The following is a 26,016-nucleotide window of genomic DNA, read 5'->3' on the forward strand; positions in this document are numbered from 1 at the left end:
GAACCGGCCGCGCGCGACGGACGCGTGACGCGCTTGCCGGGCCGGCGATGACATTCGCCAACAGATTGCCGCGCTTCCGGGCGAGCCGGATGCGTGCCAGGAGACAGACATGACCGAGGTTGCAGATATCCGCCGCGTGGCGCTTGCCAGTACGATCGGCACCACCCTGGAGTGGTACGACTTCTTCATCTTCGCGTCGGCGGCGGCGCTGGTCTTCAACAATCTCTTTTTCCCGACCTTCGATCCGGTGGCCGGCACCATCGCCTCGCTGGCCAGCTTCGCGGTTGGATTCGTGGCACGCCCGGTTGGCGGCGCGGTCTTCGGGCATTTCGGCGACCGCATCGGCCGCAAGGCGATGCTCGTCCTGAGCCTGACGATGATGGGCGGCGTGACTTTCCTGATGGGCCTGCTGCCGACCTACCAGAGCGTCGGCGTTGCGGCGCCCGTGCTGTTGACGGTGCTGCGCTTCGTGCAGGGCTTCGCGGTCGGCGGCGAGTGGGGCGGCGCGACGCTGATGGTGATCGAACATGCACCGGCGAAGCGGCGCGGCTTCTACGGCAGTTGGCCACAGATGGGTATTCCGGGCGCGTTGATCCTGTCCACCGGTGCGATGGCGGCGACCACCGCGTTGACGAACGCGGAGCAGTTCGCCGCCTGGGGTTGGCGCATTCCGTTCCTGCTCAGCGGCATCCTCGTGGTGGTCGGCATCGTGATTCGCCGCAGGCTGGCTGAATCGCCCAGCGTCACGCGCCTGCGCGCCGAGCATCGGACGCCGAGCGTGCCGATTGCGACGTTGCTGCGCCGGCACAAGCGCTCGACCTTTCTGCTGGTGGCGTCGCAAGCGGTGCAGTGCGCGGGCTTCTATGTCGTGGCCGTGTATTCGCTGGTGTACCTGACGCAGAATCTGCACATGCCGCGCGCCGACGCGTTGCGTGCACTGATGATCGCCGCGGCCTGCACGCTGGTCGCGCATCCCGCTTTCGGCGCGCTGTCGGACCGGATCGGCCGCAAGAAGGTGTTCATGGGCGGCATGATCTTTCTGGGCGCCTTCATCTACCCGTACTTTCTCTTGCTGGGCAGCGGCCACTATGCGCTCGTCGTGCTGGCGATGAGCGTCGCGATGGCGATCGGGGAAGGCTCGGTGCAGGCAGCGCAGCCGAGTCTGTTCGCCGAGCAATATGGCTCCGGTGTCCGGTACAGCGGCGTGTCACTGGCTTATCAGCTGGCCACGGTCACCTGGAGCGGCCCGACGCCGATGATCGCGGCGATGCTGATCGCCTGGGCGGGCGGCTATTGGCCGCTGGTCGCCTACATCATCGTACTGGCCGTCGTCTCGGTATTGGCGATCATCCCGTTGCGGGAGGCGGCCGGCATCGAATTGGCGCGCCTGGACGCGGAGCCGGCGAGCCCGGCCAGCGATGCAGGCGAGGCACGCGATGGCGCGCCATCCGGAGCACGCGGTACAGCCACAGGAGATCAGGCAGCATGATTCGATTTCGTATCGGTAAAGTCACCGCCACGCTGGTGCAGGAGATGGTCGACGACATGTTCGACTTTCTCGAATTCTTTCCGCTGGCGACCCCGGCGGCCGTCGACGAGAACCTGTCGTGGATGGCGCCCGGTCACTACGTGCCGGCCACCGGCCGCATGCTGTTGAGCATGCATGCCTGGCTGTTGGACACCGGGCGCCACAAGATCCTCATCGACGGCTGTGTCGGCAACGACAAGGAGCGGCCGGGCCGGCCCGACTGGTGCGGACTGTCCACGCCGTTTCTCGACCGGCTTGCCGGCGCCGGCGCACGTCCCGAAGACATCGACTTCGTGCTGTGCACGCATCTGCATGCCGATCACGTCGGCTGGAACACGCGGCTCGTCGGCGGACGCTGGGTGCCGACCTTCCCGAATGCCCGCTATGTCTTTTCGCGACGCGAGCATGCGTACTGGGAGGCGCGGCTGGCGGCGGACGGCAAGGGTCCGCACCTGCTGGCCTATCAGGACAGCGTCCTGCCGGTGATCGAGGCCGGGCAGGCATTGATCGTCGACGACCATGCCGAGATCGCCGACTGCCTGGTGCTCGAACCCGCGCCCGGTCATACGCCCGGGCACGTCGCGATCTGGCTGAAATCGGACGGCGAGCGGGCGGTGCTCACCGGCGACATCCTGCATCACCCGATCCAAGTCAAGTATCCGGCGTGGAGCTGCTTCGGATGCATCGACCAAAAACAATCCGCCGAGACACGGAAGCGCGTGCTGGAGGCAACGTGCGAACGGCGCGCACTGCTGCTACCGGGCCATTTCATGCCGCCCCACGCGGCGTTCGTCGACGAGGGCGCGGACGGCTTCAAGCTGCGCTTCGCCGCATCGGACGCGTGAGCTGGCCGCGTCGAATCGACTCCGCAATGACGACTTGAAAGACATTCAGCCCGAAATCCGAATGAGCCTGCAATCCGAACTGAACGATCCGGCGCTGCTGCGTCACCACGGCTTCATCGATGGCGCGTGGCAAGACGCCGATGACCATACGACCCTCGCGGTGCATGACCCGGCGAGCGGCGCACTGCTCGGCACCGTGCCGCGCATGGGTACGGCCGAGACACGACGCGCGATCGAGGCTGCCCAGCGTGCCTGGCCGGCCTGGCGTGCCAAGACCGCGAAGGAACGCGCGGCACTGATGCGGCGCTGGTTCGACCTGATGATCGCGCATGCCGACGACCTGGCCCGCATTCTGACCGCCGAACAGGGCAAGCCGCTCGCGGAGGCGAAAGGAGAAATCGTCTACGCCGCGTCCTTCATCGAATGGTTCGCGGAAGAGGGCAAGCGGGTCAGTGGCGACACGCTCGCCTCGCCGTCGGCGGACAAGCGGCCGATCGTCGTCAAGGAGCCGATCGGCGTTTGCGCGGCGATCACGCCCTGGAACTTTCCCGCGGCGATGATCACACGCAAGGTCGGTCCCGCGTTGGCAGCCGGCTGCCCGATCGTCGTCAAGCCGGCCGAGGCCACGCCGTTCTCCGCGCTGGCTATGGCCGTACTGGCGGAACGCGCGGGCATTCCCGCCGGTGTGTTGTCGGTCGTCACCGGCGATCCGCAAGCCATCGGTGCGGAGATGACCGGCAACCCGATCGTGCGCAAGCTGTCCTTCACCGGTTCGACGGCGGTCGGTCGCCTGCTGATGGCGCAGAGCGCGCCGACGGTGAAGAAGGTCACGCTCGAACTGGGCGGAAACGCGCCCTTCATCGTATTCGAGGATGCCGACCTCGACGCCGCGGTCGCCGGCGCGATTGCCTCGAAGTACCGCAACAGCGGTCAAACCTGCGTCTGCACGAATCGTTTCTATGTGCATGAGGCCGTGCACGACGCGTTCACGCGCAAGCTTGCCGACGCGGTACGCGAACTGAAGGTAGGGCTCGGCACGGCGCCCGGCGTCACGGTCGGGCCGCTGATCGACGCGGCCGCGGTCAGCAAGGTCGAGCGCCATGTCGACGATGCGCGCGCGAAGGGCGCGACGATCCTGGTCGGCGGTACGCGTCACGCACTCGGACACGGCTTCTTCGAGCCGACCGTCATCGCGGGCGCCACGCATGACATGGCGCTGGCCAGCGAGGAGACCTTCGGACCGCTGGCGCCGGTGTTCCGCTTCTCGAACGACGACGAGGTGGTGCAGTTCGCCAACGCCACCGAGTTCGGGCTCGCGGCGTATTTCTACAGCCGCGACGTCGGCCGCATCTGGCGCATCGCCGACGCGCTCGAATATGGGATGGTGGGCATCAACACCGGTCTGCTGTCGAACGAGGTGGCGCCGTTCGGTGGCATCAAGCAATCGGGCCTTGGGCGGGAAGGGTCGCGCTATGGCATCGACGATTACGTGGTGATCAAGTATCTGTGTCTGGCCGCGTAGCGCGCCGGGCGCCGTGTTGCGGCGCGTCGGCAACGTTGCTTCAGCTCGGCTGGCTTTGCCGGCGACGGTAGGCTGTGTCGCGCGTTGCCAGCCAGTAGTACAGCGGCGTGGTCACGACCAGACCGACGAGCCATGACAGGTCCGCGCCATCCAGGTGCGAGGAGAACGAGCCAACGTACAGCGGCGTGTTCATGAACGGAATCTGCACCAGGATGCCGATCGCATAAGCGATCAGCGCCTGCGGGTTGAAGCGCCCGTAGATGCCGCCGTCGACGCGGAAGATCGACGCAATGTCGTACTTGCCGTGATGGATCGCATAGAAGTCGATCAGGTTGATCGCGGTCCACGGCACGAGCACGACGAGCAGCGCCAGCACCAGGTCGACGAAGTGTCCGATGAAATCCTTCGATGCGCCGATCGCGGCAAAGCAGCATGCCGCCAGGATCAGGATCGACAGCACCGCGCGTGCCCTGGCCGTCGGAATCCATCGATAGGCGAAGGTCTGCAGCGAGGTGATGACGGACAGCACCGCGCCGTAGAGATTGAGCGCGTTGTGGCTGATCACGCTCAGCAGGAACAGAATCAACATCAGGGGGCCGATCGCGCCCGTCGACAGCTTGACCGCGTCCATCGTGTCGACACCGGTCGGAACCGCCAGGACCGCCACTGCGCCGAACACGAATGCGAGCGTCGAGCCGAGCGTGCAGCCGAGGTAGGTGGCCCAGAACGTCGAGGCCACGCTGACGTCGGTCGGCAGATAGCGGGAATAGTCCGACACGTAGGGAGCGAAGGCAATCTGCCACAGCGCCGACAATGAGACCGTCGCGAGCCAGCCGGCGAAGTTGAAGCCGCCGCGCGTGAGGAAGTCGGCGGTTTCGACGTGCGTCAGGATGTAGGCAAAGCCGGCGACGATGCCGATGCCGAGCACCCAGGTGCCGATCCGGTTGAGCACGTGGATGAAGCGGTAGCCGATGATGCCGATCAAACCCGAGCCCAGCGCGCCGACCACGATGCCGACCGGAACGGGGATCGACGATTGGATGCCATGCAGCGATTTCCCGGCCAGGACGATGTTCGAGGCGAAGAAGCCGACGTACATGATGCCGGCGATCACCGTCACCAGCAGCGCGCCCCATGAGCCGAACTGCGCGCGACTCTGGATCATCTGCGGAATGCCCATCTGCGGGCCCTGCGCCGAGTGCAGCGCCATCAGGATGCCGCCGATCGCCTGGCCGACGATGATCGCGACGATGCCCCAGAACAGGTTCAGATGGTAGAGCTGGACGCCGAGGGCGCCGGTCACGATCGGCAACGGCGCGATGTTGCCGCCGAACCAAAGGGTAAACAGATCGCGCACCTTGCCGTGGCGTTCCTCAGGTGGCACATAGCCGATCGTGTGCTTCTCGATCAGCGGCGCCGCATTGCGATTCTCGCCCATCTTCAATCTCCAGTATTGAGTCGTTGCTGCGCCGCGGGCCGCGCCGAGCCGGCCCCGCCGGCCGTCATCAGCTTGCCGCCACCTGCCTCCGGCCTCGCGTCCCAGGCCGGCCACGCCTGCCTCGCAGGCGCCATTCGCAGGGCGCGGCCGCTGCGTGACAGTCGACGTGCGCGCTTGCGTCGTTCACTTGGCGGATGCGCCCGTGCGCCAGCAACACTCGATGCGCACCAGGCGGACTGGGTTCGTCGCGCGTCGCGCGAACGCTGCGCATCGCAAGCCGCACATGCCGTCACTGCCGTCGCTGCCGTCAGGCCTTAGCCGGAAACGTTCGGATCGTCAGCGGATTGGCGGAAATCTAGCGACGCCATAATTTTTTGGCGAACATTGTTTGTCGATGTTCTGCATAGCTTCTTCTTATGCAATCCGGGGCATTTTCGCGGTTGGCACGGGGACGGGGGGGCAGCACCGCGCACTTGCGTCGCGACGCGAGCCAGTGTCACGTCGGGCGAGCTGCGCGTCACGGTGCGGCGCGACCAGTGCGCCATGCGCATGCACGCATGCATGACGTGTGCCGCTGCCGATTTTTCGTGCGGGCCTGCCGTCGATAGTTTTTTGCTGGGCAGCGACGACAAAAAACATATTTTCCATCGCTCGCGGGGCTATCCAGAATGCGGGCTTCGGTGCCTGGCGGGTCTGCGCTTCGCCGGCAGCCGGGAAGGCCAGGAGCCTCGTCGTCGTGCATGCGGCGTTTGCACGAAAAGCGCCGGCCCGGCCATGACCACCGTTTTCGGAAAAGGAGACAGCGATGACAGCTGAAACAACGTCAATCGACACGCTGGTGATTGGCGCCGGGCAGGCCGGTGTCGCGATGAGCGAGCACCTGAGCAATGCTGGCGTGCCGCATCTGGTGCTCGAACGGAACCGCATCGCGGAGAGCTGGCGAACCGGGCGGTGGGATTCGCTCGTCGCCAACGGGCCGGCATGGCATGACCGTTTTCCAGGCATGGTGTTCGACGATCTCGATCCCGATGCTTTCGCCGCGAAAGACCGGGTCGCCGCTTACTTCGAAGCCTACGCCCGCCAGATTGCGGCACCGATCCGTACCGGCGTCACGGTGTCCCGCGTCGAGCGGCATCAGGGACGCGCCGGTTTCACCGTCGAAACCGATCAGGGCGTTTTCGAAGCGAGTCGCGTGGTGGTCGCCACCGGCCCGTTCCAGCGTCCCGTGATTCCGCCGATCGCACCGAAGTCGGAGACCTTGGTGCAGATGCATTCCGCCGACTATCGCAACCCGGAACAACTGCCGGAGGGTGGCGTGCTGGTGGTCGGCGCGGGATCGTCCGGCGTGCAGATCGCCGAGGAACTGCAACGCGCCGGCAAAAAAGTCTATCTGTCGGTCGGCCCGCACGACCGCCCGCCGCGCAGCTACCGCGGACGGGACTTCTGCTGGTGGCTCGGCGTGCTGGGCGAGTGGGATGCCGAGGTGGCGCGGCCCGGCCGCGAGCACGTGACGATCGCCGTCAGTGGCGCGCGCGGCGGGCACACCGTCGACTTCAGGCGTCTCGCGCAGCAGGGCATCACGCTGGTGGGCGTCACGGAAGCGTTCGATGGCGAACAGGTGACGTTCAAACCCGATCTTGCGCTGAATCTCGCGCGCGGCGACGACAATTATCTGTCGCTGTTGAACGCGGCCGACGCTTACATCGCGCGCAACGGACTCGATCTGCCGGAAGAGCCGGCGGCGCGCGATGTGCTGCCGGATCCGGATTGCGTGACGCATCCGCTGAAGACGCTCGATCTGCGCGCGGCCGGCGTCGGCACCGTCATCTGGGCGACTGGCTATGAGGTGGACTACCGCTGGCTGAACGTCGACGCGTTCGACGCAAACGGCAAGCCGCGTCACCAACGCGGCGTATCGAAAGAACCGGGCGTCTACTTCCTCGGTCTGCCATGGCTGTCGCGCCGTGGCTCCGCGTTCATCTGGGGTGTCTGGCATGACGCGAAACATATTGCCGACCACATCGTGACGCAGCGCAAGTACCTTGCGTACCAAGGCGCGGACGAGCGCAACGCCGCCGCGGGCACGAGCCGGCGCGATGCCACGGCGGATGATTCCCGCATCCACCCGGTCAGCGAGACCGGCGTCCTCTGAGCGCGAATGCCGGCGCGACGGCCGGCGCCCCAGTCCATTGCCTTGCCCGCCGCGCACTTTCGATCCGCGGCGAGCCGGCTTCTTGAAAAGTCAGGTGTATCGATGAGCCAAGTCACGCACACACGTATCCGCATGTTCAACACCAAGGATACCTACCCGAACCAAACGCTCGACAACGACCTGTGCCAGGCGGTACGGGCGGGCAACACCGTCTATGTGCGCGGCCAGGTCGGCACCGATTTCGACGGCAAGCTCGTCGGACTCGGCGACGCGCGCGCGCAGGCTGAGCAGGCCATGCGCAACGTCAAGCAACTGCTCGAAGAAGCCGGCAGCGATCTGTCTCACATCGTCAAGACCAACACCTATCTGATCGATCCGCGTTATCGCGAGCCGGTGTATCAGGAGGTCGGCAAGTGGCTCAAGGGCGTCTACCCGATCTCGACCGGACTGGTCGTCAGTGCGCTGGGCCAGCCGCAGTGGTTGATGGAAATCGACGTGATCGCGGTCGTGCCGGACGGCTGGCAGCCGTCGCAGGCGTGAGGCTGCGGCGATGACATTCTCGATCATCGGACGTTGTCCCGAAACCGGACAGCTGGGCATTGCGATCAGTTCGTCGAGCATCTGCGTGGGCGCGCGCTGCCCGTGGGTGCGGGCGGGCGTCGGCGTCGTGGCGACGCAGAACGTCACCTTGCCGGCGCTCGGCCCGCAGATCCTCGATCTGCTGGACGGCGCGCAGCTCGTGCCGCAACAGGCGCTCGACCGCGCGCTCGATGCCAACGGGTGGAGTCAGTATCGTCAGGTCACGGTGCTGGACAGCCAGGGGCGCGGCGCGTCCTTCAGCGGCACCGAGACGCTTGGCACGCACGGCGCGGTGCACGGCGAGCAGTGTGTCGCTGCCGGCAACATGCTGGCCGGCACGGCGGTCGTCGAGACCATGGCCCGCGCCTTCGAAAATGCCCCTGGGCTGCTTGCCGAGCGCCTGCTGGCAGCGATGCGCGCGGGTCTGGCGGCTGGCGGCGAAGCCGGTCCGGTACATTCGGCCGCGCTGCAGGTGGTCGGCGACCTGGTCTGGCCGATCGTCGACCTGCGTGTCGATTGGGCCGATGACGATCCGCTTGGCGAACTGGAACGCTTGTGGCAGGCGTACCGCCCGCAGATGCAGGATTATCTGACCCGCGCGCTTGATCCGACCGCCGCACCGAGCTATGGGGTACCGGGCGATGAGTGAGATGAGCACCCGCGCTCTGCTCGCGCGGCTGATTGGTTTCGCCACGGTCAGCCGCGATCCCAACCTGGCGCTGATCGAGTTCATTCGCGAACACCTTGCCGGTTACGGCGTCACCGGCGAGCTGTTCTACAACGCCGAGCGCACCAAGGCGAACCTGTTCGCCACCATCGGTCCCGCCGACCGCGGAGGGGTCGTGCTGTCTGGTCACACGGACGTGGTGCCGGTGGACGGACAGGCCTGGACCGTTGCGCCGTTCGAATTGACGGAGCGGGACGGGCGCCTCTATGGGCGCGGCACCGCGGACATGAAGGGCTTCATCGCGTCGGTCCTGGCGGCCGTGCCGCGTTTCGTGCGGGCGTCGCTGCACACGCCGGTGCATCTCGCTTTTTCCTATGACGAGGAAGTGGGTTGCCTTGGCGTGCGTCCGATGTTGGCCGAATTGGAAAAACGGCCGCACAAGCCACGCTGGTGCCTGATCGGCGAGCCGACCGAGCTGAAGCCCGTGCTGGGTCACAAGGGCAAGCTGGCGATGCGCTGCCAGGTGAAGGGCGCGGCCTGCCATTCCGCGTATGCGCCGTATGGCGTCAATGCAATCCAGTACGCTGCGCGGCTCGTCGGCCGGCTTGAGGAGATCGGCGAGGAACTGGCCCGCCCGGAACGTCACGACGCACGTTTCGATCCACCGTTCTCGACCGTGCAGACCGGCATGATCAAGGGCGGCCGTGCGCTCAACATCGTACCGGCCGAGTGCGAGTTCGATTTCGAGGTCCGTGCATTGCCGGGCTACGATCCGCAGCGCGTGGCCGACGCGCTGCAGGACTATGCGCAAACGGAGCTGTTGCCTCGCATGCGCGCGGTGCAGGGCGACACGGATGTACGATTGCAAGCCTTGAGCGCCTATCCCGCGCTTGCCACCGCGCCTGACAGCGAAGCCGCGCGGCTGCTGATCGCGCTGACCGGCCGAGACGACTTCGGCACCGTGGCGTTCGGCACCGAGGGCGGCCTGTTCGACCGGAGCGGCATTCCGACGGTGGTCTGCGGGCCTGGCAGCATGGACCAGGGACACAAGCCGGACGAGTTCGTCTCGGTCGAACAGCTCACGCGCTGCGACGCGATGTTGGCAGCGCTCGCCGATCACCTTTCAGCGTAGCGGACATAACGGACATAACGGACATAACGGACATAACCGGCCTGATCGCGCGGGCGCCGTGATGCCGTCGGCGCCGGCCTGCATCACGTCCCCGCTGCGATCGAGCTTGGCCCGGCTTCCGGCTGGTCGAGGCCGGCCAGGCGCGCCCGGCAGAAATCGACGAACAACTGCGCCGGTTTGGTCAACTGGCCGCGCCCGAGCCGCGCGCTGACCAGACCCGAGGGCGCGACCGACTCGCTTATCTCGATACCAACCACCTTCTTGCCGTCGTAGGTGCATTCGGCATGCGGACGGGTGACCAGGATCGAAAAGCCGAAGCCCTGTCCGACCATGCCTCGTACCATCTCGATCGACGGCGAGCCGAACACGATGTTCGGCGTCAGTCCGAGCTCGTGGAACAGGCTGACGAAATAGGTGCGGCTGGGCTGCACGTCCAGCAGGATCATCGGCTCGGCGCAGATGTCGCGCAGCGACACTTGCGTCTGACCGGCGAAGCGATGGTTTTCCGGCAGCAGCACATAGGGCTTTTGCGGCGGCATCAGCGGCTCGGTCGCGATCGTGCCATCGAGATCGTGGTCGTACAGGAACGCCAGATCGAAGGTACCGGCGGTCAGGCCCTGGACGAGTTCCTGCTGGTCGCCATCGCGGATCCGGATGTTGACGCCGGGATAACATTTGCGGAACCCGGCGATCAGTTGCGGCAGATACAGCGGCGCGACCGTCTCGAAACAACCGATGTCGATCTGTCCGGTGACGACATCGTTGTCGGCCAGCGCATTCTGCTCGAACTCGTGCGCCATGCGCAGCAGTTCTTGCGCCTTGCGATGGAACCGTGCGCCAGCCGGTGTCAACGAGACGCCCTGCGCGTGATGGCGGATGAACAGCTTGACGCCGAAACCGTCCTCGAGGCTCTTGATCGCGTTCGATATCGACGGCTGCGCAATATACAGTTGGCGCGATGCCTCGGCGACGCTGCCGGCCTCGACAGTCGTCACGAAGTATCGGAGTTGTCGCAAGGTGAAGGAAGCCATGAGTGCCTTTGCTGCCTGTGTGGGTATCGTGTGCGGCCGACGCCGCCCACTTGCCGCCGGGCAAGTACCTTACCGCAAGTTCCGATGGCGACACCAATCGTCGGGCGGCGCGTCCGCCTGTCTGACGCGACCATCGTCGTGCCGCACCACGCGCGTCGAGCTCAACCGGACCGGTGCCGTCATCCGCCGCTTGGGTTTATGAGTGCGCCGTGCGCCGGCTGCGTTCATGAGCGCGCCGCGCGCCGGCGCGTAACCGACGCGCCGGCACGGCCGCATCGAATTGCTTGCCGTGCTGCCCGATCACATCGGAACAGAAAGCGGCAAATTCCCGGACGACACGCCGCGGTTTCACGCTGCGTGAACAGGCCAGCCCGAGCGTCATGCCGCGCAGTTTGTCTCGAAAACGCGCGATCGCGAATTCGCGACCGTCGACGGTGGTCGTGTGCTGCAACGGAAAGTTCAGGATGCTGCAGCCCATGCCGTTGGCGACGAGTCCGCGCACCACTTCCGGCTGCGCCGAGCGGAAGGCGATCGACGGTCGCAGGCAGATGCCGTCGAACAGCGATGAAAAATATTCGCGCGTCTGCGGCAGATCCAGCATGACGAACGGTTCGCCCGCGAGGTCCTTCACGCCGATCGGTGCACCCGTTGCCAGCCGGTGCGACTTTGGCAGGATCGCGTACGGCGGCAACGCGAGCAACGGCACGAACGAGATGTCATCGGTCAGATCGAGATCGTAGGTCAGGGCGACGTCGAGTAGACCGCTGCGCAGGCTTTGCAGCAGGTCGTCCTGGTGCGCTTCGAGCGTGCGGAAGGCAATCCCGGCGTGTTTCGCGACGAAATCGCTGATCAGGCCGGGAATCAGCGGTGGCGCCAGCGATACCAGGCAGCCGAGTGCGATCGTGCCGGTCAGCCCCTCGTCCATCTCGCTCGCGGCGGCCTGCAATTCTTCCGCGTTGCGCAGCAGTTCCCGCGCCTTCGCGAGCAGGTCCTGTCCTGCCGGCGTCATCGACAGGCCGTGCGCGTGGTGACGGATGAACAGCTGGATGCCGAAGGACTGCTCCAGCTCGGACAGGGCGGTCGAAATCGACGGCTGCGAGATGTGCAGTGTTTTCGCAGCCGCGGTGAACGAGAGCGCCTCTGCCGTCGCGACGAAATACCTGAGCTGCCGCAGCGAAAAACGGATTGGAACGGTCTCGGACACGCCGCCTCCTGGATAGAATCAAGCTATGTAGGCGGGCCGTAGAGCCCTACCTTTCCTATCCTAACGCGGGAGGCGCCGATTGTGCTGGCGGCACCATGCCCGCAGTCGTCGCCGACACATTGGCGCGGGCACGTCACCTTGTCTGGCGTGCCGGCGGCATCCTTCGGTGTCGGTCTGGCGAACGCAGCAGAATGTTCGGGTGGGTACCTTATCCGCTTGCTTGCGCCGAGGCCAATCTGCTCGACAATGCGTTGCGGCTATCGCGGCCAGCTGAACGCGGCAACGGTTTCGTCACCGGTTCGCCAGCGCTTCAGATAGCCAGTGCGAAGCCCTTCGAGAAGGGATCGCAGGCGGCTTCGAGGGCGCCATCGCCGCCACGCACGACGATATTGGGACGCGCCAGTTCATAGCCGTAGCCTTCATGTTGCTCGCCGACCCACCGAATGATCGGCGCCAACTCGGGCATTTCGCTCGCGACGTGCCGCAGGCGCTCGGAGAGCAGCAGGGTTGGCCCGCTGGCATCGTAGCGAGGCGCGTGCACCGCCGTGAACGCATCGTCGCCGTTTTCGACCAGCCGCATCGCGATCTGAGCGATCGCGCTGATGATGCGGCGGCCGCCCGGAGCGCCGAGCGCCGCGAGGCTTTGACCGTCCCGTGTCAGCAGCATCGGCGCCATGTTCGCGAGCGGACGTTTGCCGCCGGCGATGCTGTTGGCCGCGCCAGGCACTGCATTGAACCAACCCATCGCGGCATCGAACAGGAAGCCCGTTCGCGGACACACGACCTTCGAGCCGAAGTGATTGGCGGCGGTATGTGTGATGCTGACCGCACATCCGTCCCCGTCGATGACTGAAACGTGTGTCGTTCCGGAGGTCGGTTCGGTGCCGCCGGTCGGCGCCCACTGCGCGGGTGCGGCGCGGTCTTCGAACCGCCACGGGTCGTGGGCCGGATGCCATGCGAAGTATTCCCATGGCGCGCTCGGCAGCGTCCGCCAGTCCTGTTTTTGCTGACAGTTGGCGATCCCGCTGGCGATCGCCTGCGCATACTCGATGCTGGTCAGCGCGTGCTCGGGCACCGGTACCATGCCGGCATCGCCCAGCCAGTGATAGCGGTCGGCGAACGCATGGCGACTGACTTGCTCGAACGTGCGAATGCGCTCCGGTGTGTCATCCAACGGCGCGCCGTCGGGATGAACCGCCTGCCAGAGTCGCAGCATCTCGATTTGCGTGATCGCGCCGCACGGCCCGTTCGGCACCCATACGTCGACGTTGCGGAAGCGGATGGTACGCGCGGCACCGATGGTGCTGCGGCATTGTGCGAGGTCGTCGGTGGCAAGGATGCCGCCCAGTTCGGCGACGGTTTCCAGCAACGATTCCGCGACCGCGCCGCGATAGAACGCGTCCGCGCCTTCCTCGGCGATGCGCTCCAGCGAGTTTCCCAACGCCTGCTGCCGTAGCCGGACCGGCGCGCCAAGCGTCGCGGCCCCCAGGTGTGGTGCGGGAGGCGGCAAGCCGTCGCGGAGAAACACGCTCGCCGCGGCCGGGTTGGCGCGCAGCGCGTCGAGGTTGGCCAGTACTTCCAGTGCGTAATAGCTGTCGACTTCGAAACCGTCGTGGGCCGCGGCGATCGCGGGCTGCATGACGGTTCGCAGCGGTAGGCGGCCGTGTGCGCGGTGTGCGTCGGTCAAGCCACGAAGGGTCGCGGGTACGCCTGCCGCAAGGATGCCTTGCACGTTGGCGTCGTTTTCCACCACCGACACGCCGAGGCCGCGGTCGGTGGCGCGGGTCGTGTCCAACGTGAACATATCGGGACGGGCGGCCAGCGGCGCGCGCGGGCCGAAATCGACGGCAATCGCCTCAGGTTCACCGGGAAGATGAATCAGCATGAAACCCGAGCCGGCGAGCGTCGTTTCCATCGGCTCGACCACGCCGGCGACCAGTGCCGCTGCAATGGCGGCGTCCACCGCGTTGCCACCGGCTTCGAGCATCGCGATCGCGGCCGCGCTGCTTTCATGTCTCGCACAGGCCACCGCGCCGCGGCGGCCGCGCACCGATGTCTTGCTGACCGTCTGTATCGATTGCTGCATCACTGCACCTCCTTATTGCAATGGGTCGCTGGCGTCGCCGCTTCGGCGCAGATCGCTGCGATAGGTTTCGCGCATCGTTGCCAGTGCCAGCAGCGCCAGCAGCGCGGCGGCGGCAACGAAGCCGGAAACCGCATAGATCGAACCGGTGCGCGTGAACAGCCAGACCGCGACGAAGCTCGACGGTGCGCTCCACAAGACGGATGCGAGCTGGTAGCTGATCGAGATGCCCGTGTACCGGATCTCGGTCGGAAAACATTCCGAGAGATAGCTCGACTGCACCGCGTAGGTGCCTGCATGGCCGAGTGCCCATGCAAGCGAACTGGCGGCGATCACGCCCCACAGGCTCGACGTGTTGATCAGCCAGTAGAAGGGGAACGCAATCAACAGCCAGGCGCCGATGCCCATCAGGTACACGCCGCGCCGGCCGATGCGGTCGGACATCCTGGCGAAATAGAAATAGAACGGTATCGAGACGACCGCGCCGACCATGCCGGAAATCAGCACCCAGCTCGACGGAAGTCCGAGGGTGCGCTGCGTATAGGCGCCGTAGAACGAGATGAGTGCATACGAGCCGACGGAGAACGCGGCTTGCAGGCAGACCGTGCGCAGCAGGACGTTCCAGTGGTCGCGAAACAGCGTCTTGATCGGCACCGGCTTGCGATGCGCCGGCGCTTGACGCGCCTTCGCCTCGGTGAAGATCGCGGCGTCGGTGATGTTGAGCCGCACGTACAGACCGATGATCACCAGCACCGCGCTCATCAGGAAGCCGATGCGCCAACCCCAGCGCAGGAACGCGTCTTCCGAGGTGAGCCAGATGACGACCTGCAGCACCGCATTGCACAGGAAGAAACCGATCGGATTGCCGATCTGGCTGAACACGCCATAGAAGCCGCGCTTGCCTTCCGGCGAGTGCTCGATGGCCATCAGCGCGGCGCCACCCCATTCGCCGCCAATCGCGAAACCCTGACACAGGCGCAGCGCGACAAGGATCACGGCGCCCCATATGCCCGAGGTCTCGTACGATGGCACCACGCCGATCAGGCAGGTTGCGAGGCCCATCAGCAGCAGCGTGGTGACCAGCGCGCTTTTACGACCGACCGTATCGCCCAGGTGACCAAAGAACACGGCGCCCAGCGGACGCGCCAGGAACGCCACGCCGAAGGTGGCGAAGGACGCCAGCAGGGCGATTGCCGGCGTCTGCGACGGAAAGAATGCCTTCGGGAAAATCAGTGCCGCGCAGATGCCGAACAGGAAGAAGTCGTACCATTCCACTGCGGTGCCGATCAGGCTCGCGAATGCGACGCGAGCGGGCGACGGTGCGGCCGCCCTGGAAATACCGTGAGCCATAGTGTTCACTCCGCTGAAGTCAGACGATGATAAATCGATTTCTCAAACTTGATAAACCGATTCACCATAGGGGATTCCCTGATGCCCGGTAGGCGCGCGCGCAGTGAGGCCCCAACCGCAACCCGCGCCACGATCAGCGACGTTGCCGCCGAGGCAGGCGTGTCGAAGACGACCGTCTCTCAAATACTGAACGGCAAGGGCCGGGCGTCCGAGGCCACGCGAGCGCTGGTGATCGAAGCGGCCCAGCGCATCGGCTACGGCGCGAATCCGATCGCGCGCAGCCTTCGCACCGGACGGACCGGCGTGTTGGGGATCATCTTCAGACCGACCGATGCAATCAGCGGCTCCCTGCACGGCACCGAGTTCCACATCCGCGTGGCCGGCGGCGCGGCGGCCAGCGCGCTCGGTCTGGGTTATGGACTGCTGCACGTGCCGGATGCGACGCGCATCAACGACATCCGCTATCCGATGGATGGCTGCGTCGTGGTCGCCCCGTACGCCAACGATGCGTTACTCGGCGAGCTGCGCAGACGCGGCTTGCCGCTGGTCAGCGTCGATCCGGATCCGGACCATCCGGACGGCAACGTATGGATTGGCCGAGACGAGACCGCCGCGATGCAACACGTGTTGGACCATCTCGCTGAGCAAGGCATGCAGTCGTCGGTGCTCGTCGCGATCACCGACGACAACGCCTGGAAGCGCGGCTTCGAGTCCACCTATCGAACGTGGTGCAAGTCTCATCGCAAGACGGCCGACGTCGTCGAGGTGCAGGGCGTGGCGGGCAGCGAAGGCGCGCGGGACGCCGTCGCTGCGATGATCGCCGCCGGGCGGCTGCCCGATGTGATCATCGGCGCCACGAGCCGCTTCGCAGTAGGGGCGGCCGCAGCCGTGACGGCCGCGGGTCTGTCGATTCCGCAGGACGTGATGATCGCCGCCCTGTCCGATAGCGAACTGGCGCGCAGCCATACACCGCCGATCACCGCGCTGGACCTGCATGGCGACGCCGTTGGCAAGGGCGCCGTACAGAAGCTGGTCGAGATCGTGAGCGGCACCGCTGACGTCGGCTCCACCCGGATCATGCCAACGCTGAAGATTCGCGAATCGACCTTGCCTGCCGATGCTGACGAACGCCGGCACGGAGCGCGTCAACGGGCCGCTACACTGGCCCATACGCGGCCGGGCAAGACGAGGACCTGAGCGGCTGACGGACCTGAGCGGCTGACATGCGCTCCGCGCGGCGCAGGCTCGTCACGGTCTCGTCTGCCGGCTGCGATGACGCATTGGCGGCGCGGAGTAGAAGCGATCGCGTGCGCGAACGGAACGTCGCCACGCAGTCCGTCACGTCGATGCGCGATCGTCGTTCGCCAATGATATGCAGGCTGGCAAGGCCTATGGGTCGAACGGCAGCCCGCGCGATGAACGGCGGGCTTGGCTACTGCGAACGATCGCTCATTGCGGCAGCGTCATGCCTGCATGGTTCGTGACGCGGTTCGAATCACACGATGCCTGCCGATCGCATCGGTGCGCCGCGACGCCGGACACCCGGCCACCCAAGGTAAACATGCGAGCGTCGGTATCGATCGGATGAATCCGAAGGATCGGATGGATCGGGAGAATCGGACAGGCCGCTTCGAAGCGCTTCGCATCACCCCGACGAGCCTTGGCGACGACGACAGTGGAGAGGCGCAGCTTGGAGAAGCCGTCGGCAGACGCCACATGATTCACCGCCCTGAACGGCGAGTAGCTACGACGGGCAGACATGACCTGCAAGGACCACTCGCCGCGACGGCCGGCTGCCGCGGCCGGCGCAAGCGGCTGACAGCAGGGCGGCAAGGACGGTGTACTGGACGCCAACCGAATACCAACCGAATGCCAACGGATAAACGACGCAAGCACGACTGGCCACCACATCCATGAACTTATTGCGCCCCGGCGCCGACGAACGTGCATCGACCAAGACGCACAAGCTGCGCGCCGCCGCATACGGCGCGTTCGTGTTCACCTTTGCCGGTCCGCTGATCGCGGCAGTGCTATGCCCGGCGCTGATGTTCGGCGTTTGGGTCAGTGAAGGCACGCCAGCGCGAGAGCTGGTTGGCGTATGTCTCGGCATGGTGCCGTTGCTCTACTTCGGCAGCTTCATGCTGCTCTATTTCATTCCCGCGCTCGTCAGCGGTGCGCTGGTAGGACTGATCGCGTCACGCTGGTCCCGCCATGCGACCGCGTGGAGCAGCGTTGCAATCGGTGTGTGCGCTGCAACGGTCCATTCGGAACTCCGCACCACGCTGCTCGGCATGGCGGAGCCTGACAGTCCGATCGCCGGCATCGACGTGATCGCCTTGATCAACGTACCGGTTCCTGCCTGGCTGCTTGCGTGGTGGCTGCATGGACGGCTGCATGCACGGCTGCAGCGTTCGGCGTGAATCGCACGCCGTATCGTTGCCGTCGTTCGCGATGACGAGACCCTGGCGCCTACGGTCCGCGCTCATGAAACCGATCGACGTCGATGGTTCGGGTGCAGTGAAAAGGAAAGGGAAGTTGAAGGCAGGCCGGGCGGCGCCGTAAGAAGCGAACCGATGCGCGTTCCCGCCGGCCCAGCGGTGCGGTTGCGTCAGAGCGGGCAGCATAGCGAGACAACGCATGCGACGTCGAGGCTGCCGAAGCCGTGACGCCATTGGCCGCTCTGGCTGGCGGCGGCCATGTGACCACGTCGAATGCGGCAACCAAGCGACCTGGGCGAGCAATCGACGAGCGAAGAATTGATCGTGAGGCAGTGAACACGCGCCTTCTCGCTGGCCTTCATTGCGGCACTCGCCGCGTAGGGCTCGGCGCGATCAGCTGCGCCGCAGCCAACCGCACCGTTGGCGGCGGCGAGCGTGGCTCTGCCGCCGCCCCCCTTGTGCGATAGTGGCGCCGAGCGCGACGGACTGACTACCGCAGCTCTGGCGGGAATCGTCGCTGCTGGCGACCGCGCTGGTGTTACGTGTACTGGCGAAGCCGCGTTTTAATGAACGGGTCAGGGCCAGACAAGTTCTTGGCAGGAAGCGCGAAGTCGCGCGCGGCGCCGAGCTTTCGGCGTTCTTGGTGTACCCGCCGACTGCCGCTCGGCAGCAGCGAACGGATGGGACTTTCCCGGCAATGTGCCTGCCTTGCCTCCGAAAAGGCCATGCGCTTGTCGTTCCCAGAAACGGCTCTCGGCGGGTGGCTTGCGCACCGGCTAGCGAGCGGCAGTCGTGGCGCACCTCGCCCAGGCTAGCAAGCTCGACGCGCTCGACTGCTACGCATGCATGCTGGCTCTGCTTCAGCGACTGCCGACACACCTGACGGCGGGCATCGACCATTTGATGCGCTATCACCGGGTGCTGTTCAACATTCACGACCGAGGGCAATCGGTCGACTTCCAGACCCGTCCGTCTGCTTCATGCCGATTGCCGCTATCGATCAATTTGCTATAGTGACGACGTCGAAAATGGTGGACCGGTTTCGGTGAGCCCCGGTCAGCTCCATGCCAGCCAGGCATCGAGCCTCAATCCAACCCGAAAGGGTCGCGGACCACGACAGAAAGCGAACGCGCGTCGTTTTCTGTTCGATGGGGAACCCCAGCAACTGCTGGCGCCAGAGTCCCTTCCTGGGGACTTGCCGTGGTCGACAGATACCTCGTGCGTTCACGCCCGCGTTCAAAACGCGTTCTTCGTTTGCGTCGAGGTGAACATGCAATACACTCCCGTTCTTGTCGTCGGTGGCAGCCTGGTTGGCTTGTCTGCCTCCCTTTTCCTGTCGTGGCGAGGTGTCCCGAACATCGTCATCGAGAAGCACGAAGGCAGCGCCTTGCATCCGCGCGCCATGGGCTTCACTGAACGCACGATGGAGTATTTTGCCGCCGTCGGTCTGGGCGAAAGAATCCCGCAAGTCGTTCCGGGCACGCGCCTGCGCCGGGCGACCGTCGAGAGCCTGACAGGCGACTGGATTCGAGAAACTGAATGGACGCCAGGCAGTGGTGCTCCGATCCCGAACGATCGGGTCACGCCTCACACCGGCGCCGCCGTACCCCAGGACACACTTGAGCCCATCCTTCGCGCCCGTGCCATTGAACTGGGCTCGCAACTGGCCCAAGGCACGGAACTGATATCGTTCGAGCAGGACGCGGATGGCGTATCGGTGCTCGTCCGTAACCGCGGCAACGGTGAAGTTCGCGCGATTCGCGCCGCGTACCTGGTGGCCGCCGACGGCGCAGCCAGCGGCATCCGCGAAGGCCTTGGCATCGCACGCGAGGGGGTGGGCTACCTGCGAACGGTGGACAGCGTTCTGTTCCGCTGCCCGGGAGCGGACCGGTTCCTCGAACACGGTATCCAGCAGTTCGAAATTGAGCAAGCTGGGGTGCGCGCCTTCCTGACCAGTTACGGCGACGGGCGCTGGGTGCTCATGCGCACGGATGAACAAGACCTTGACGAGCGACAGCTGGTCCCTTTCATCCGCGCGTGCCTGGGCGACGACCTCGGCTTTGAAATCATCACGACGGGGCGCTGGGAGATGGCCGGTCGCATCGCCGCGAAGTACAGCGACGGCCGGGTATTTCTTGCGGGCGACGCCGCCCATCAGTTGCCGCCGACGCGAGGCGGCTTCGGCGCCAACACCGGCATCGACGACGCGTGGAACCTGGCCTGGAAGCTGGCGATGGTCGTCGACGGGGCATCATTGCCAACGCTGCTGGAGACCTACGACGCGGAACGGCGTCCGATAGGGTGGCTACGCCACCAGCAGACCTTTGCACGACCCGACTACGCGAAATGGCTAAAGGGTCCGATGGCCCCTCAAACCCTGCTTGGCGACATTGCCATGGAACTCGGTCAACTGCACCGCTCGGCGGCGGTGATCGGTGCTGCCGACGACTTGCCTCCCGCGGCACATCCGAGCGAGTGGGGCGGCCAGCCCGGCGTGCGCGCACCGTATTTGGAGATGACGACTCCAGCCGGCAGTCTCTCCACACTCGATTTGGTAGGCAGGCAGTTCACGCTCTTCGCCGAGGGTTCGAGGTGGATCGAAGCCGCGGCTCGCGTCAGTGCATCGTCAGGTGTGCCACTCGTCGCTGTGCATCTCGGGAAGGACGTGCATGTGAACCGCGAAGAGGTCCGTCGCAAATTCGGCATCACGTCCGCCGGAGCATCGCTCGTGCGACCCGACGGCATTGTCGGGTGGCGCTCGGGCAGCGGCGAGCCTGATGCGGAGGCGGCGCTGGGTGCCGCGCTACGCGACATAGCATTCCTGCGACATGCGTAGGCGCCTTTTTGTCTCGCGCTCCAATGGCATGGCACTGAGGCAAGACGTATCGCGCGGACACCTGCGCATCGTTCGTCGATGGCGAACGCCGTGCAGTCCGCTCATCCGATGCAGCCGACTCGCGTGAACGCGTGCTCGACGACGTGGCAGTCAGCTTAAGTGGTCGGCTTGCGTGTTCGCTTGCAGCTTGCGCCCATGCCCACGACCACGACCACGGCTTGCGCCGTCGCAACTGGTGCCGACATATGCGTCTGGTCGCTGCCAATGAGGCGGGTTCCAGGCCTGCGCGTGCTCGATACGAATTGACGCGTTGAAGTCGACGGACCAATCCATCTGGGCGGCAGCTGGGTGACGGATATGTTGCTCGCCGACGTGTTTGCAGAGTGGCTGACCATGCGGCGTGGCAGCAGGGTCGCGTTAACAGCAGCCGGTCGAAGCGCGATGCCGGAGATGGTCGGCGTAGAGAGGGAGAGGGCTGCAAAGCTGTCGACCAGCGGACGCTTTCTGCCCGGTGTAATCCCCTCCAGGGTGCAGCAGGCCACCGTTTGCGGACACGCCAGGTTTCGCGGAAATGAAAAAGGGGCTACGCGTATGCGTAGCCCCTTAGTAATGCTGGTGGCGAATCAGGGACTCGAACCCCGGACCTGCGGATTATGATTCCGTCGCTCTAACCAACTGAGCTAATTCGCCAAGAAGAGGAAGTATATGGAGGTGTCAGTGGCGTGTCAAGCGCTGCGTCGATATGAAGTTTGATTCTTATGTCACCCTGACACCGATGGCGCGCTCCCCGCACGCCCACTGTCTTTGCCGCACCTCCTTCAGTGGGCGAGCGATTCTCCGGGCCGAGCACCATTCCAGGAGCGGATGGTGCTCGGCCCGGTCGAGCATCAGTCGTTTTCGTAGATGTCGACGTCCTTGGTTTCCTTGATGAACAGCATCCCGATCACGAAGGTGATTACCGCGATCACGATCGGATACCACAAGCCCGAATAGATGTTCCCTTTGGCCGCGACGATTGCGAACGCGGTGGCGGGCAGGAAGCCGCCGAACCAGCCGTTGCCGATGTGGTACGGAAGCGACATCGACGAGTAGCGGATACGGGTTGGGAACATCTCGACAAGCATCGCGGCGATTGGACCGTAGACCATGGCTACGTAAATCACCAGGATCGCCAGGATGATTACGGTCATCGGCTTGTTCATCTGCGCCGGATCGGCCTTGCCCGGATAGCCGACGGATTTCAGGCGGGCGCCGAGGTCCTTCTCGAACGTCGCCACGTCGTCCTTCGCCGTCGCGCCAGTGCCTGACGGGGCGGTCAACGACTCGGTGCCCACGGCGATGGAGGTCGGCGAGCCGGCGGCACCAGCGACGTTCTCATAGTTCAGGCCCGCCTTCGAGAGGTAGCTTTTCGCGATGTCGCACGACGAGGTGAACTTCGAGGTGCCTACCGGATTGAACTGGAACGAGCAGGTCGACGGGTCCGCGGTGACGGTGATCGGCGCGCGTTGCTGGGCGGCTTCGAGTGCCGGGTTTGCGTAGTGGGTGAGCGCCTTGAACAGCGGGAAGTAGGTGAGCGCGGCGATCAGGCAGCCGGCCATGATGATCGGCTTGCGGCCGATGCGGTCCGACAGTCCGCCGAAGATGACGAAGAACGGCGTGCCGATCAGCAGGCCAAGCGCGATCAGGATGTTGGCAAGATTGCCGTCCACCTTGAGCGTCTGCGTCAGGAAGAACAACGCATAGAACTGGCCGGTGTACCACACCACTGCCTGGCCTGCGGTCAGGCCGACCAGCGCGAGGATCACGACCTTCAGGTTCTTCCATTCGCCGAACGCTTCCTTGATCGGCGCCTTCGACCCCTTGCCTTCGGCCTTCATCTTCTGGAAGGCCGGCGACTCGTTGAGTTGCATCCGGATCCAGACCGAGACGGCCAGCAGCAGGATCGACACCAGGAACGGCACGCGCCAGCCCCAGGTCGCGAATGCTTCTTCGCCGATCGAAACGCGCACGCCGAGAATCACCAGCAGCGACATGAACAGCCCGAGCGTTGCCGTCGTCTGAATCCACGACGTGTAGAAGCCGCGGCGGTGGGCCGGTGCGTGCTCGGCGACGTAGGTGGCGGCGCCGCCGTATTCGCCGCCGAGCGCCAGGCCTTGCAGCAGCCGCATTGCGATGAAGATGACCGGTGCGGCCATGCCCATCGTTGCGTAGCCGGGCAGCAGACCAACGACGAAGGTCGACGCGCCCATGATCAGGATCGTCACCAGGAACGTGTACTTGCGTCCGACGAGGTCGCCCAGCCGGCCGAACACGATCGCACCGAACGGTCGCACTGCGAAGCCGGCCGCAAAGCTCAGCAGTGTGAAGATGAAGCCGGCGGTCGGATTCACTCCGGAGAAGAAGGATTTGCTGATGAAGGCTGCCAGCGAGCCGGCGAGATAGAAGTCGTACCACTCGAACACCGTGCCGAGCGACGACGCGAAGATGACGCGCTTTTCCGCGTTCGTCATCGGCGCGTGTGCGGTCGGGCTGCTCACCGTTGCCATGTTGTGTCTCCAGCTGTTCGAATAATGTGCCGTTGCCGTGCGACAGTCGCGGCGCAAGCGCTCCGGTGCCCTGTTGCGTCGAGCACTGTGAGGGCATTATTCGTCCGGAAACTTACCGAAGCCTGACGCGGGGAAGCAGGCGATACAGCGCTCCATGCATGCTTACGCGTTCTGTCATGCTTGCTGAAATCTCCGAAAATATTCATAATTATCAATCAATTAGGATTGTCGCCGGGCTGAAGTGTAAGTCGGCACCGCGTTCGTTACGCGCGTATCTTGCTCAGGTGTTTCCCTGTCCTGACTAACCCGGATGCGATCCTTTCCGACAGTCTGACGGCTGAAATCTGGCCGTTCGCTGGTGCGATTCGCGCGATTGCAGTTGCTGACCCAGCCGGGTGTGTCGGCGCGCCGAGCGGTGCGAACGCATCGCCGTACCGGTCCAATTCAACGCATGTTGCCAAGCCCCGCAGCGACCGGCCGAGTGCCCCGTGCGAACACCGTAGAGCGCCGATTGCCGACGGTGTTGCCAGAGTGTGTTGTGAGACGGATTGCTGATGCGGGCGGTGAGGCGGGCTCTGTGAGGCGGACTGTGGAGCGGACTGTGAAGCGGACTGTGGAGCGGGCTGTGGAGCGGGCTGCGAATCGCGTTGCGAATACGGTTGCGAAGCGGCTGGCATCGGGGCTACTGAGCGGGCCGCGCGGGGCGTACTGTCGCGACGCGAAGCAAAGCTCGATGGCCGATCGCGTCCACAACAATCGTCTTCACCGGTCAAGGCAGCGCGCACTCGGCAATGTGGGCAAAGATGCGAACCGGAGCGGAAGATAAAACGGGTGAGCGAAGGCAGCAACACGTGCGGGATGTTGTGGCCAGGCGTTGTGGCCCGGAGCCAAGGAAGGAGCGCCGCTGCCCTACATTCGTCCTGTGGGCAGACCACGTCAGGCTGCGTCGATGAGGCTGGAAGGAGGCTCGTACAGGGGCAGCGTCACTTGCATGCGTGTGCCGGCCATCGTTTCGTCGGCGGCGCCGCCTATAGCGAGTCGTCCGCCATGAGATTCGGCAATTTCCTTGACGATCGCGAGGCCGAGGCCGCTGCCTTCGCCGCCATGCCCGAGGATGCGATAGAACCTTTCGACGACCCGCTCCCGCAACTCGACCGGTATGCCGGGGCCGGTGTCTTCGACTTGCAGCAGTGCTTGTCCGCCAACCGCGTGCACGCTGACCGTGATACGGCCGCCAGCGGGCGTGTACCGAATGGCATTGTCGATCAGATTGCCGGTCATCTCGCCGAGCAAGACGGCCTGGCCTTCGATCTGAACGGCTGTCTCGTCTGCTTCGAAACCGATATCCATTGATTTCGCGAGTGCCGGCGGGACCCATTCATGAACCACCATGCGTACCAGCGCAACGAGGTCCAGGCGCTCCGGCGCTTGCGCGCTGCGGTACTCGGCGCGAGCCAGCGACAGCAATTGGGTAACGAGGCGGGCGGCATGTTCCGAACTGGCGGCGATCTGCGACAGGGAATGGTGAACTTCGGTGGGCGAAGACTGAGACAGCGCCAGTTCGGCCTGCATGCGCAGACCGGCCAGTGGCGTCTTCATCTGGTGCGCCGCCTGTGCGATGAAACGTTTTTGCGCGGCGTTGTTCGCTTCCAGCCGACTGAGCAAATCGTTGAACGAGGCCAGCAATGGCGCGATCTCGTGGGGCGCCTGCTCGGTGGACAGTTGCGAGAGGTCGTCCGGACGACGCCCGCGCAGATTGCCGCGCAACGCATGCAATGGTGCCAGACCGCGTGAGAGGCCGAACCACACGAGCACGATTGCTAGCGGCAGGATCAGGAACTGCGGCAGGATCACGCCCTTGATGATGTCGTTTGCAAGCGAAGCGCGCGCCCGTGTCGGCTCCGCCAGTTGTATCCAGCGCCGCTCCCCCGTGCGGCTATCCTCGACGGACAGGGTCGCGGTGCGCATTTCTTCGCCGGCAATCGTGACATCCTGCAGTTGCACCGCCGGCCGGATGGGCGAGGGTGTGCGCGCCGTCGTGCGACGCGATGCGGACGCCGACGCCGATGCCGATGCCGATTTGGTCGCCGTTTCTCTCTCGATCGCTGTCCCGATCGCCGTCGAAGCGTCGGAGAGGCCGCCGAACGTCTCGTCGGCGCGCCCGGTCAGGATCGCGACTCGGGTTGGCGCGCTGAGCCTCGCATCGCCGGCGAGCGTGACGCCGTCGGTAGTGCCGATGCGATACAGCGTCCGGTCGTTCTCCGTGCCCTGGATCGCTTCCAGTGTCGACGGCGAAAGCAGCAACGGCGTATCGCTATCGGCTCGTTGCACCGCGTGGGCCAACACGCGGGCCCGTGCCTCAAGCGCATTGTCGAACGGCGTGTTCGCGATCGACTTCGCAATCAGATACGTGACCGCTATGCTCAGCGGCCATAGCAATAACAGCGGCGCCAGGAGCCAATCGAGGATTTCGCCGAACAGCGAATGGGAGCCCGCGTCACGTGCATCCCCAGCTCGCGTGCCCGCGGCTTGCAAGTCCGGGACGGGCGCCGCGGAGCCGATGCCGCGCGCGTGCAGGGTGCGGCTCGGCTCGACTGCATCGTCATGGCTTTGCGCGCGCTTCGGACTGCCGCGCAGGTCTGGATTCGCCGTATGCAAGGCCGCT

General features: G+C 65.1%; 18 protein-coding genes and 1 tRNA gene. 10 read left to right on the forward strand and 9 right to left on the reverse strand.

Annotation, left to right across the window (positions count from 1 at the left end):
• Positions 1-109: 109 nt before the first annotated feature.
• The 3 genes from BLU54_RS22355 (at position 110) to BLU54_RS22365 (ending at position 3,895) form a co-directional block, all read left to right on the forward strand.
• Positions 110-1,489, forward strand: a complete 1,380-nt coding sequence (locus BLU54_RS22355) for an MFS transporter (protein WP_091913284.1) — start codon at positions 110-112, stop codon at positions 1,487-1,489.
• Complete coding sequence (locus BLU54_RS22360; RefSeq protein ID WP_091913286.1) at positions 1,486-2,373, forward strand: MBL fold metallo-hydrolase; 888 nt, start codon at positions 1,486-1,488, stop codon at positions 2,371-2,373. The genes BLU54_RS22355 and BLU54_RS22360 overlap by 4 nt, the downstream gene beginning before the upstream one ends.
• A 61-nt stretch (positions 2,374-2,434) precedes the next feature.
• On the forward strand, positions 2,435-3,895 hold the full coding sequence (locus BLU54_RS22365) for an NAD-dependent succinate-semialdehyde dehydrogenase (protein ID WP_091913342.1): 1,461 nt from the start codon (positions 2,435-2,437) through the stop codon (positions 3,893-3,895).
• 40 nt (positions 3,896-3,935) lie between these two features.
• Here the strand turns inward: BLU54_RS22365 and BLU54_RS22370 are convergent, their stop codons facing one another.
• The gene (locus BLU54_RS22370; protein WP_091913288.1) at positions 3,936-5,333 is read right to left on the reverse strand and encodes a purine-cytosine permease family protein; all 1,398 of its coding nucleotides are present in this window, start codon (positions 5,331-5,333) and stop codon (positions 3,936-3,938) included.
• A gap of 805 nt (positions 5,334-6,138) precedes the next feature.
• Between BLU54_RS22370 and BLU54_RS22375 the strand changes: the two genes are divergently transcribed.
• The 4 genes from BLU54_RS22375 (at position 6,139) to argE (ending at position 9,863) form a co-directional block, all read left to right on the forward strand.
• A complete protein-coding gene (locus BLU54_RS22375; protein ID WP_091913290.1) occupies positions 6,139-7,485 on the forward strand; it encodes a flavin-containing monooxygenase in 1,347 nt (448 codons plus the stop codon).
• Positions 7,486-7,587: 102 nt separating this feature from the next.
• A complete protein-coding gene (locus tag BLU54_RS22380) occupies positions 7,588-8,025 on the forward strand; it encodes a RidA family protein (protein WP_091913293.1) in 438 nt (145 codons plus the stop codon).
• A gap of 10 nt (positions 8,026-8,035) precedes the next feature.
• Positions 8,036-8,713 (forward strand): DUF1028 domain-containing protein, encoded by a 678-nt coding sequence (locus tag BLU54_RS22385; protein ID WP_091913295.1) that lies wholly within the window; start codon positions 8,036-8,038, stop codon positions 8,711-8,713.
• Positions 8,706-9,863, forward strand: coding sequence for an acetylornithine deacetylase (gene argE / locus BLU54_RS22390; protein ID WP_091913298.1), 1,158 nt, complete (start codon positions 8,706-8,708; stop codon positions 9,861-9,863). Before BLU54_RS22385 ends, argE begins: the two co-directional genes overlap by 8 nt.
• Before the next feature lie 83 nt (positions 9,864-9,946).
• On the opposite strand, the gene BLU54_RS22395 is transcribed toward argE, so the two are convergent.
• From BLU54_RS22395 to BLU54_RS22410, 4 genes are all read right to left on the reverse strand, one after another.
• Entirely contained in the window at positions 9,947-10,894 is a 948-nt protein-coding gene (locus BLU54_RS22395) for a LysR family transcriptional regulator (RefSeq protein ID WP_091913300.1), read from the reverse strand.
• 196 nt (positions 10,895-11,090) lie between these two features.
• Complete coding sequence (locus BLU54_RS22400) at positions 11,091-12,098, reverse strand: LysR family transcriptional regulator (RefSeq protein ID WP_091913302.1); 1,008 nt, start codon at positions 12,096-12,098, stop codon at positions 11,091-11,093.
• A 310-nt stretch (positions 12,099-12,408) separates the two neighbouring features.
• Complete coding sequence (locus tag BLU54_RS22405; protein ID WP_091913304.1) at positions 12,409-14,184, reverse strand: gamma-glutamyltransferase family protein; 1,776 nt, start codon at positions 14,182-14,184, stop codon at positions 12,409-12,411.
• Between the two features lie 12 nt (positions 14,185-14,196).
• Entirely contained in the window at positions 14,197-15,531 is a 1,335-nt protein-coding gene (locus BLU54_RS22410) for an MFS transporter (protein WP_091913306.1), read from the reverse strand.
• An 81-nt stretch (positions 15,532-15,612) separates the two neighbouring features.
• Between BLU54_RS22410 and BLU54_RS22415 the strand changes: the two genes are divergently transcribed.
• Entirely contained in the window at positions 15,613-16,728 is a 1,116-nt protein-coding gene (locus BLU54_RS22415; RefSeq protein WP_091913308.1) for a LacI family DNA-binding transcriptional regulator, read from the forward strand.
• Positions 16,729-16,980: 252 nt separating this feature from the next.
• Here BLU54_RS22415 and BLU54_RS22420 read toward each other — a convergent pair whose 3' ends face one another.
• Complete coding sequence (locus BLU54_RS22420) at positions 16,981-17,292, reverse strand: hypothetical protein (RefSeq protein ID WP_139169796.1); 312 nt, start codon at positions 17,290-17,292, stop codon at positions 16,981-16,983.
• A 152-nt stretch (positions 17,293-17,444) separates the two neighbouring features.
• Between BLU54_RS22420 and BLU54_RS22425 the strand changes: the two genes are divergently transcribed.
• Together BLU54_RS22425 and BLU54_RS22435 are read left to right on the forward strand one after the other, a co-directional pair.
• Positions 17,445-17,951, forward strand: a complete 507-nt coding sequence (locus tag BLU54_RS22425) for a hypothetical protein (protein WP_091913312.1) — start codon at positions 17,445-17,447, stop codon at positions 17,949-17,951.
• A 1,288-nt stretch (positions 17,952-19,239) separates the two neighbouring features.
• Positions 19,240-20,805 (forward strand): FAD-dependent monooxygenase, encoded by a 1,566-nt coding sequence (locus BLU54_RS22435; RefSeq protein WP_091913315.1) that lies wholly within the window; start codon positions 19,240-19,242, stop codon positions 20,803-20,805.
• A 613-nt stretch (positions 20,806-21,418) separates the two neighbouring features.
• Here the strand turns inward: BLU54_RS22435 and BLU54_RS22440 are convergent.
• From BLU54_RS22440 to BLU54_RS24065, 3 genes are all read right to left on the reverse strand, one after another.
• A tRNA-Met gene (locus BLU54_RS22440) sits at positions 21,419-21,495 on the reverse strand.
• 197 nt (positions 21,496-21,692) lie between these two features.
• On the reverse strand, positions 21,693-23,351 hold the full coding sequence (locus BLU54_RS22445; RefSeq protein ID WP_091913317.1) for an MFS transporter: 1,659 nt from the start codon (positions 23,349-23,351) through the stop codon (positions 21,693-21,695).
• A 936-nt stretch (positions 23,352-24,287) separates the two neighbouring features.
• Positions 24,288-25,886, reverse strand: a complete 1,599-nt coding sequence (locus BLU54_RS24065; protein WP_235838088.1) for a sensor histidine kinase — start codon at positions 25,884-25,886, stop codon at positions 24,288-24,290.
• Between the last annotated feature and the right edge of the window lie 130 nt (positions 25,887-26,016).

Origin of the sequence: Chitinasiproducens palmae (assembly GCF_900095735.1) — a bacterium.
Lineage (GTDB): Bacteria > Pseudomonadota > Gammaproteobacteria > Burkholderiales > Burkholderiaceae > Chitinasiproducens > Chitinasiproducens palmae.

What these genes read in the sequence shown, in the direction of transcription:
- BLU54_RS22425 (WP_091913312.1), top strand. Translation starts at nt 17,445, where the DNA reads ATGAACTTATTGCGCCCCGGCGCCGACGAACGTGCATCGACCAAGACG.
- BLU54_RS22410 (WP_091913306.1), bottom strand. Translation starts at nt 15,531, where the DNA reads ATGGCTCACGGTATTTCCAGGGCGGCCGCACCGTCGCCCGCTCGCGTC.
- BLU54_RS22375 (WP_091913290.1), top strand. Translation starts at nt 6,139, where the DNA reads ATGACAGCTGAAACAACGTCAATCGACACGCTGGTGATTGGCGCCGGG.
- BLU54_RS22365 (WP_091913342.1), top strand. Translation starts at nt 2,435, where the DNA reads ATGAGCCTGCAATCCGAACTGAACGATCCGGCGCTGCTGCGTCACCAC.
- BLU54_RS22355 (WP_091913284.1), top strand. Translation starts at nt 110, where the DNA reads ATGACCGAGGTTGCAGATATCCGCCGCGTGGCGCTTGCCAGTACGATC.
- BLU54_RS22435 (WP_091913315.1), top strand. Translation starts at nt 19,240, where the DNA reads ATGCAATACACTCCCGTTCTTGTCGTCGGTGGCAGCCTGGTTGGCTTG.
- BLU54_RS22405 (WP_091913304.1), bottom strand. Translation starts at nt 14,184, where the DNA reads ATGCAGCAATCGATACAGACGGTCAGCAAGACATCGGTGCGCGGCCGC.
- BLU54_RS22360 (WP_091913286.1), top strand. Translation starts at nt 1,486, where the DNA reads ATGATTCGATTTCGTATCGGTAAAGTCACCGCCACGCTGGTGCAGGAG.
- BLU54_RS22395 (WP_091913300.1), bottom strand. Translation starts at nt 10,894, where the DNA reads ATGGCTTCCTTCACCTTGCGACAACTCCGATACTTCGTGACGACTGTC.
- argE (WP_091913298.1), top strand. Translation starts at nt 8,706, where the DNA reads ATGAGTGAGATGAGCACCCGCGCTCTGCTCGCGCGGCTGATTGGTTTC.
- BLU54_RS22415 (WP_091913308.1), top strand. Translation starts at nt 15,613, where the DNA reads ATGCCCGGTAGGCGCGCGCGCAGTGAGGCCCCAACCGCAACCCGCGCC.
- BLU54_RS22385 (WP_091913295.1), top strand. Translation starts at nt 8,036, where the DNA reads ATGACATTCTCGATCATCGGACGTTGTCCCGAAACCGGACAGCTGGGC.
- BLU54_RS22380 (WP_091913293.1), top strand. Translation starts at nt 7,588, where the DNA reads ATGAGCCAAGTCACGCACACACGTATCCGCATGTTCAACACCAAGGAT.
- BLU54_RS22420 (WP_139169796.1), bottom strand. Translation starts at nt 17,292, where the DNA reads ATGTCTGCCCGTCGTAGCTACTCGCCGTTCAGGGCGGTGAATCATGTG.
- BLU54_RS22370 (WP_091913288.1), bottom strand. Translation starts at nt 5,333, where the DNA reads ATGGGCGAGAATCGCAATGCGGCGCCGCTGATCGAGAAGCACACGATC.
- BLU54_RS22445 (WP_091913317.1), bottom strand. Translation starts at nt 23,351, where the DNA reads ATGGCAACGGTGAGCAGCCCGACCGCACACGCGCCGATGACGAACGCG.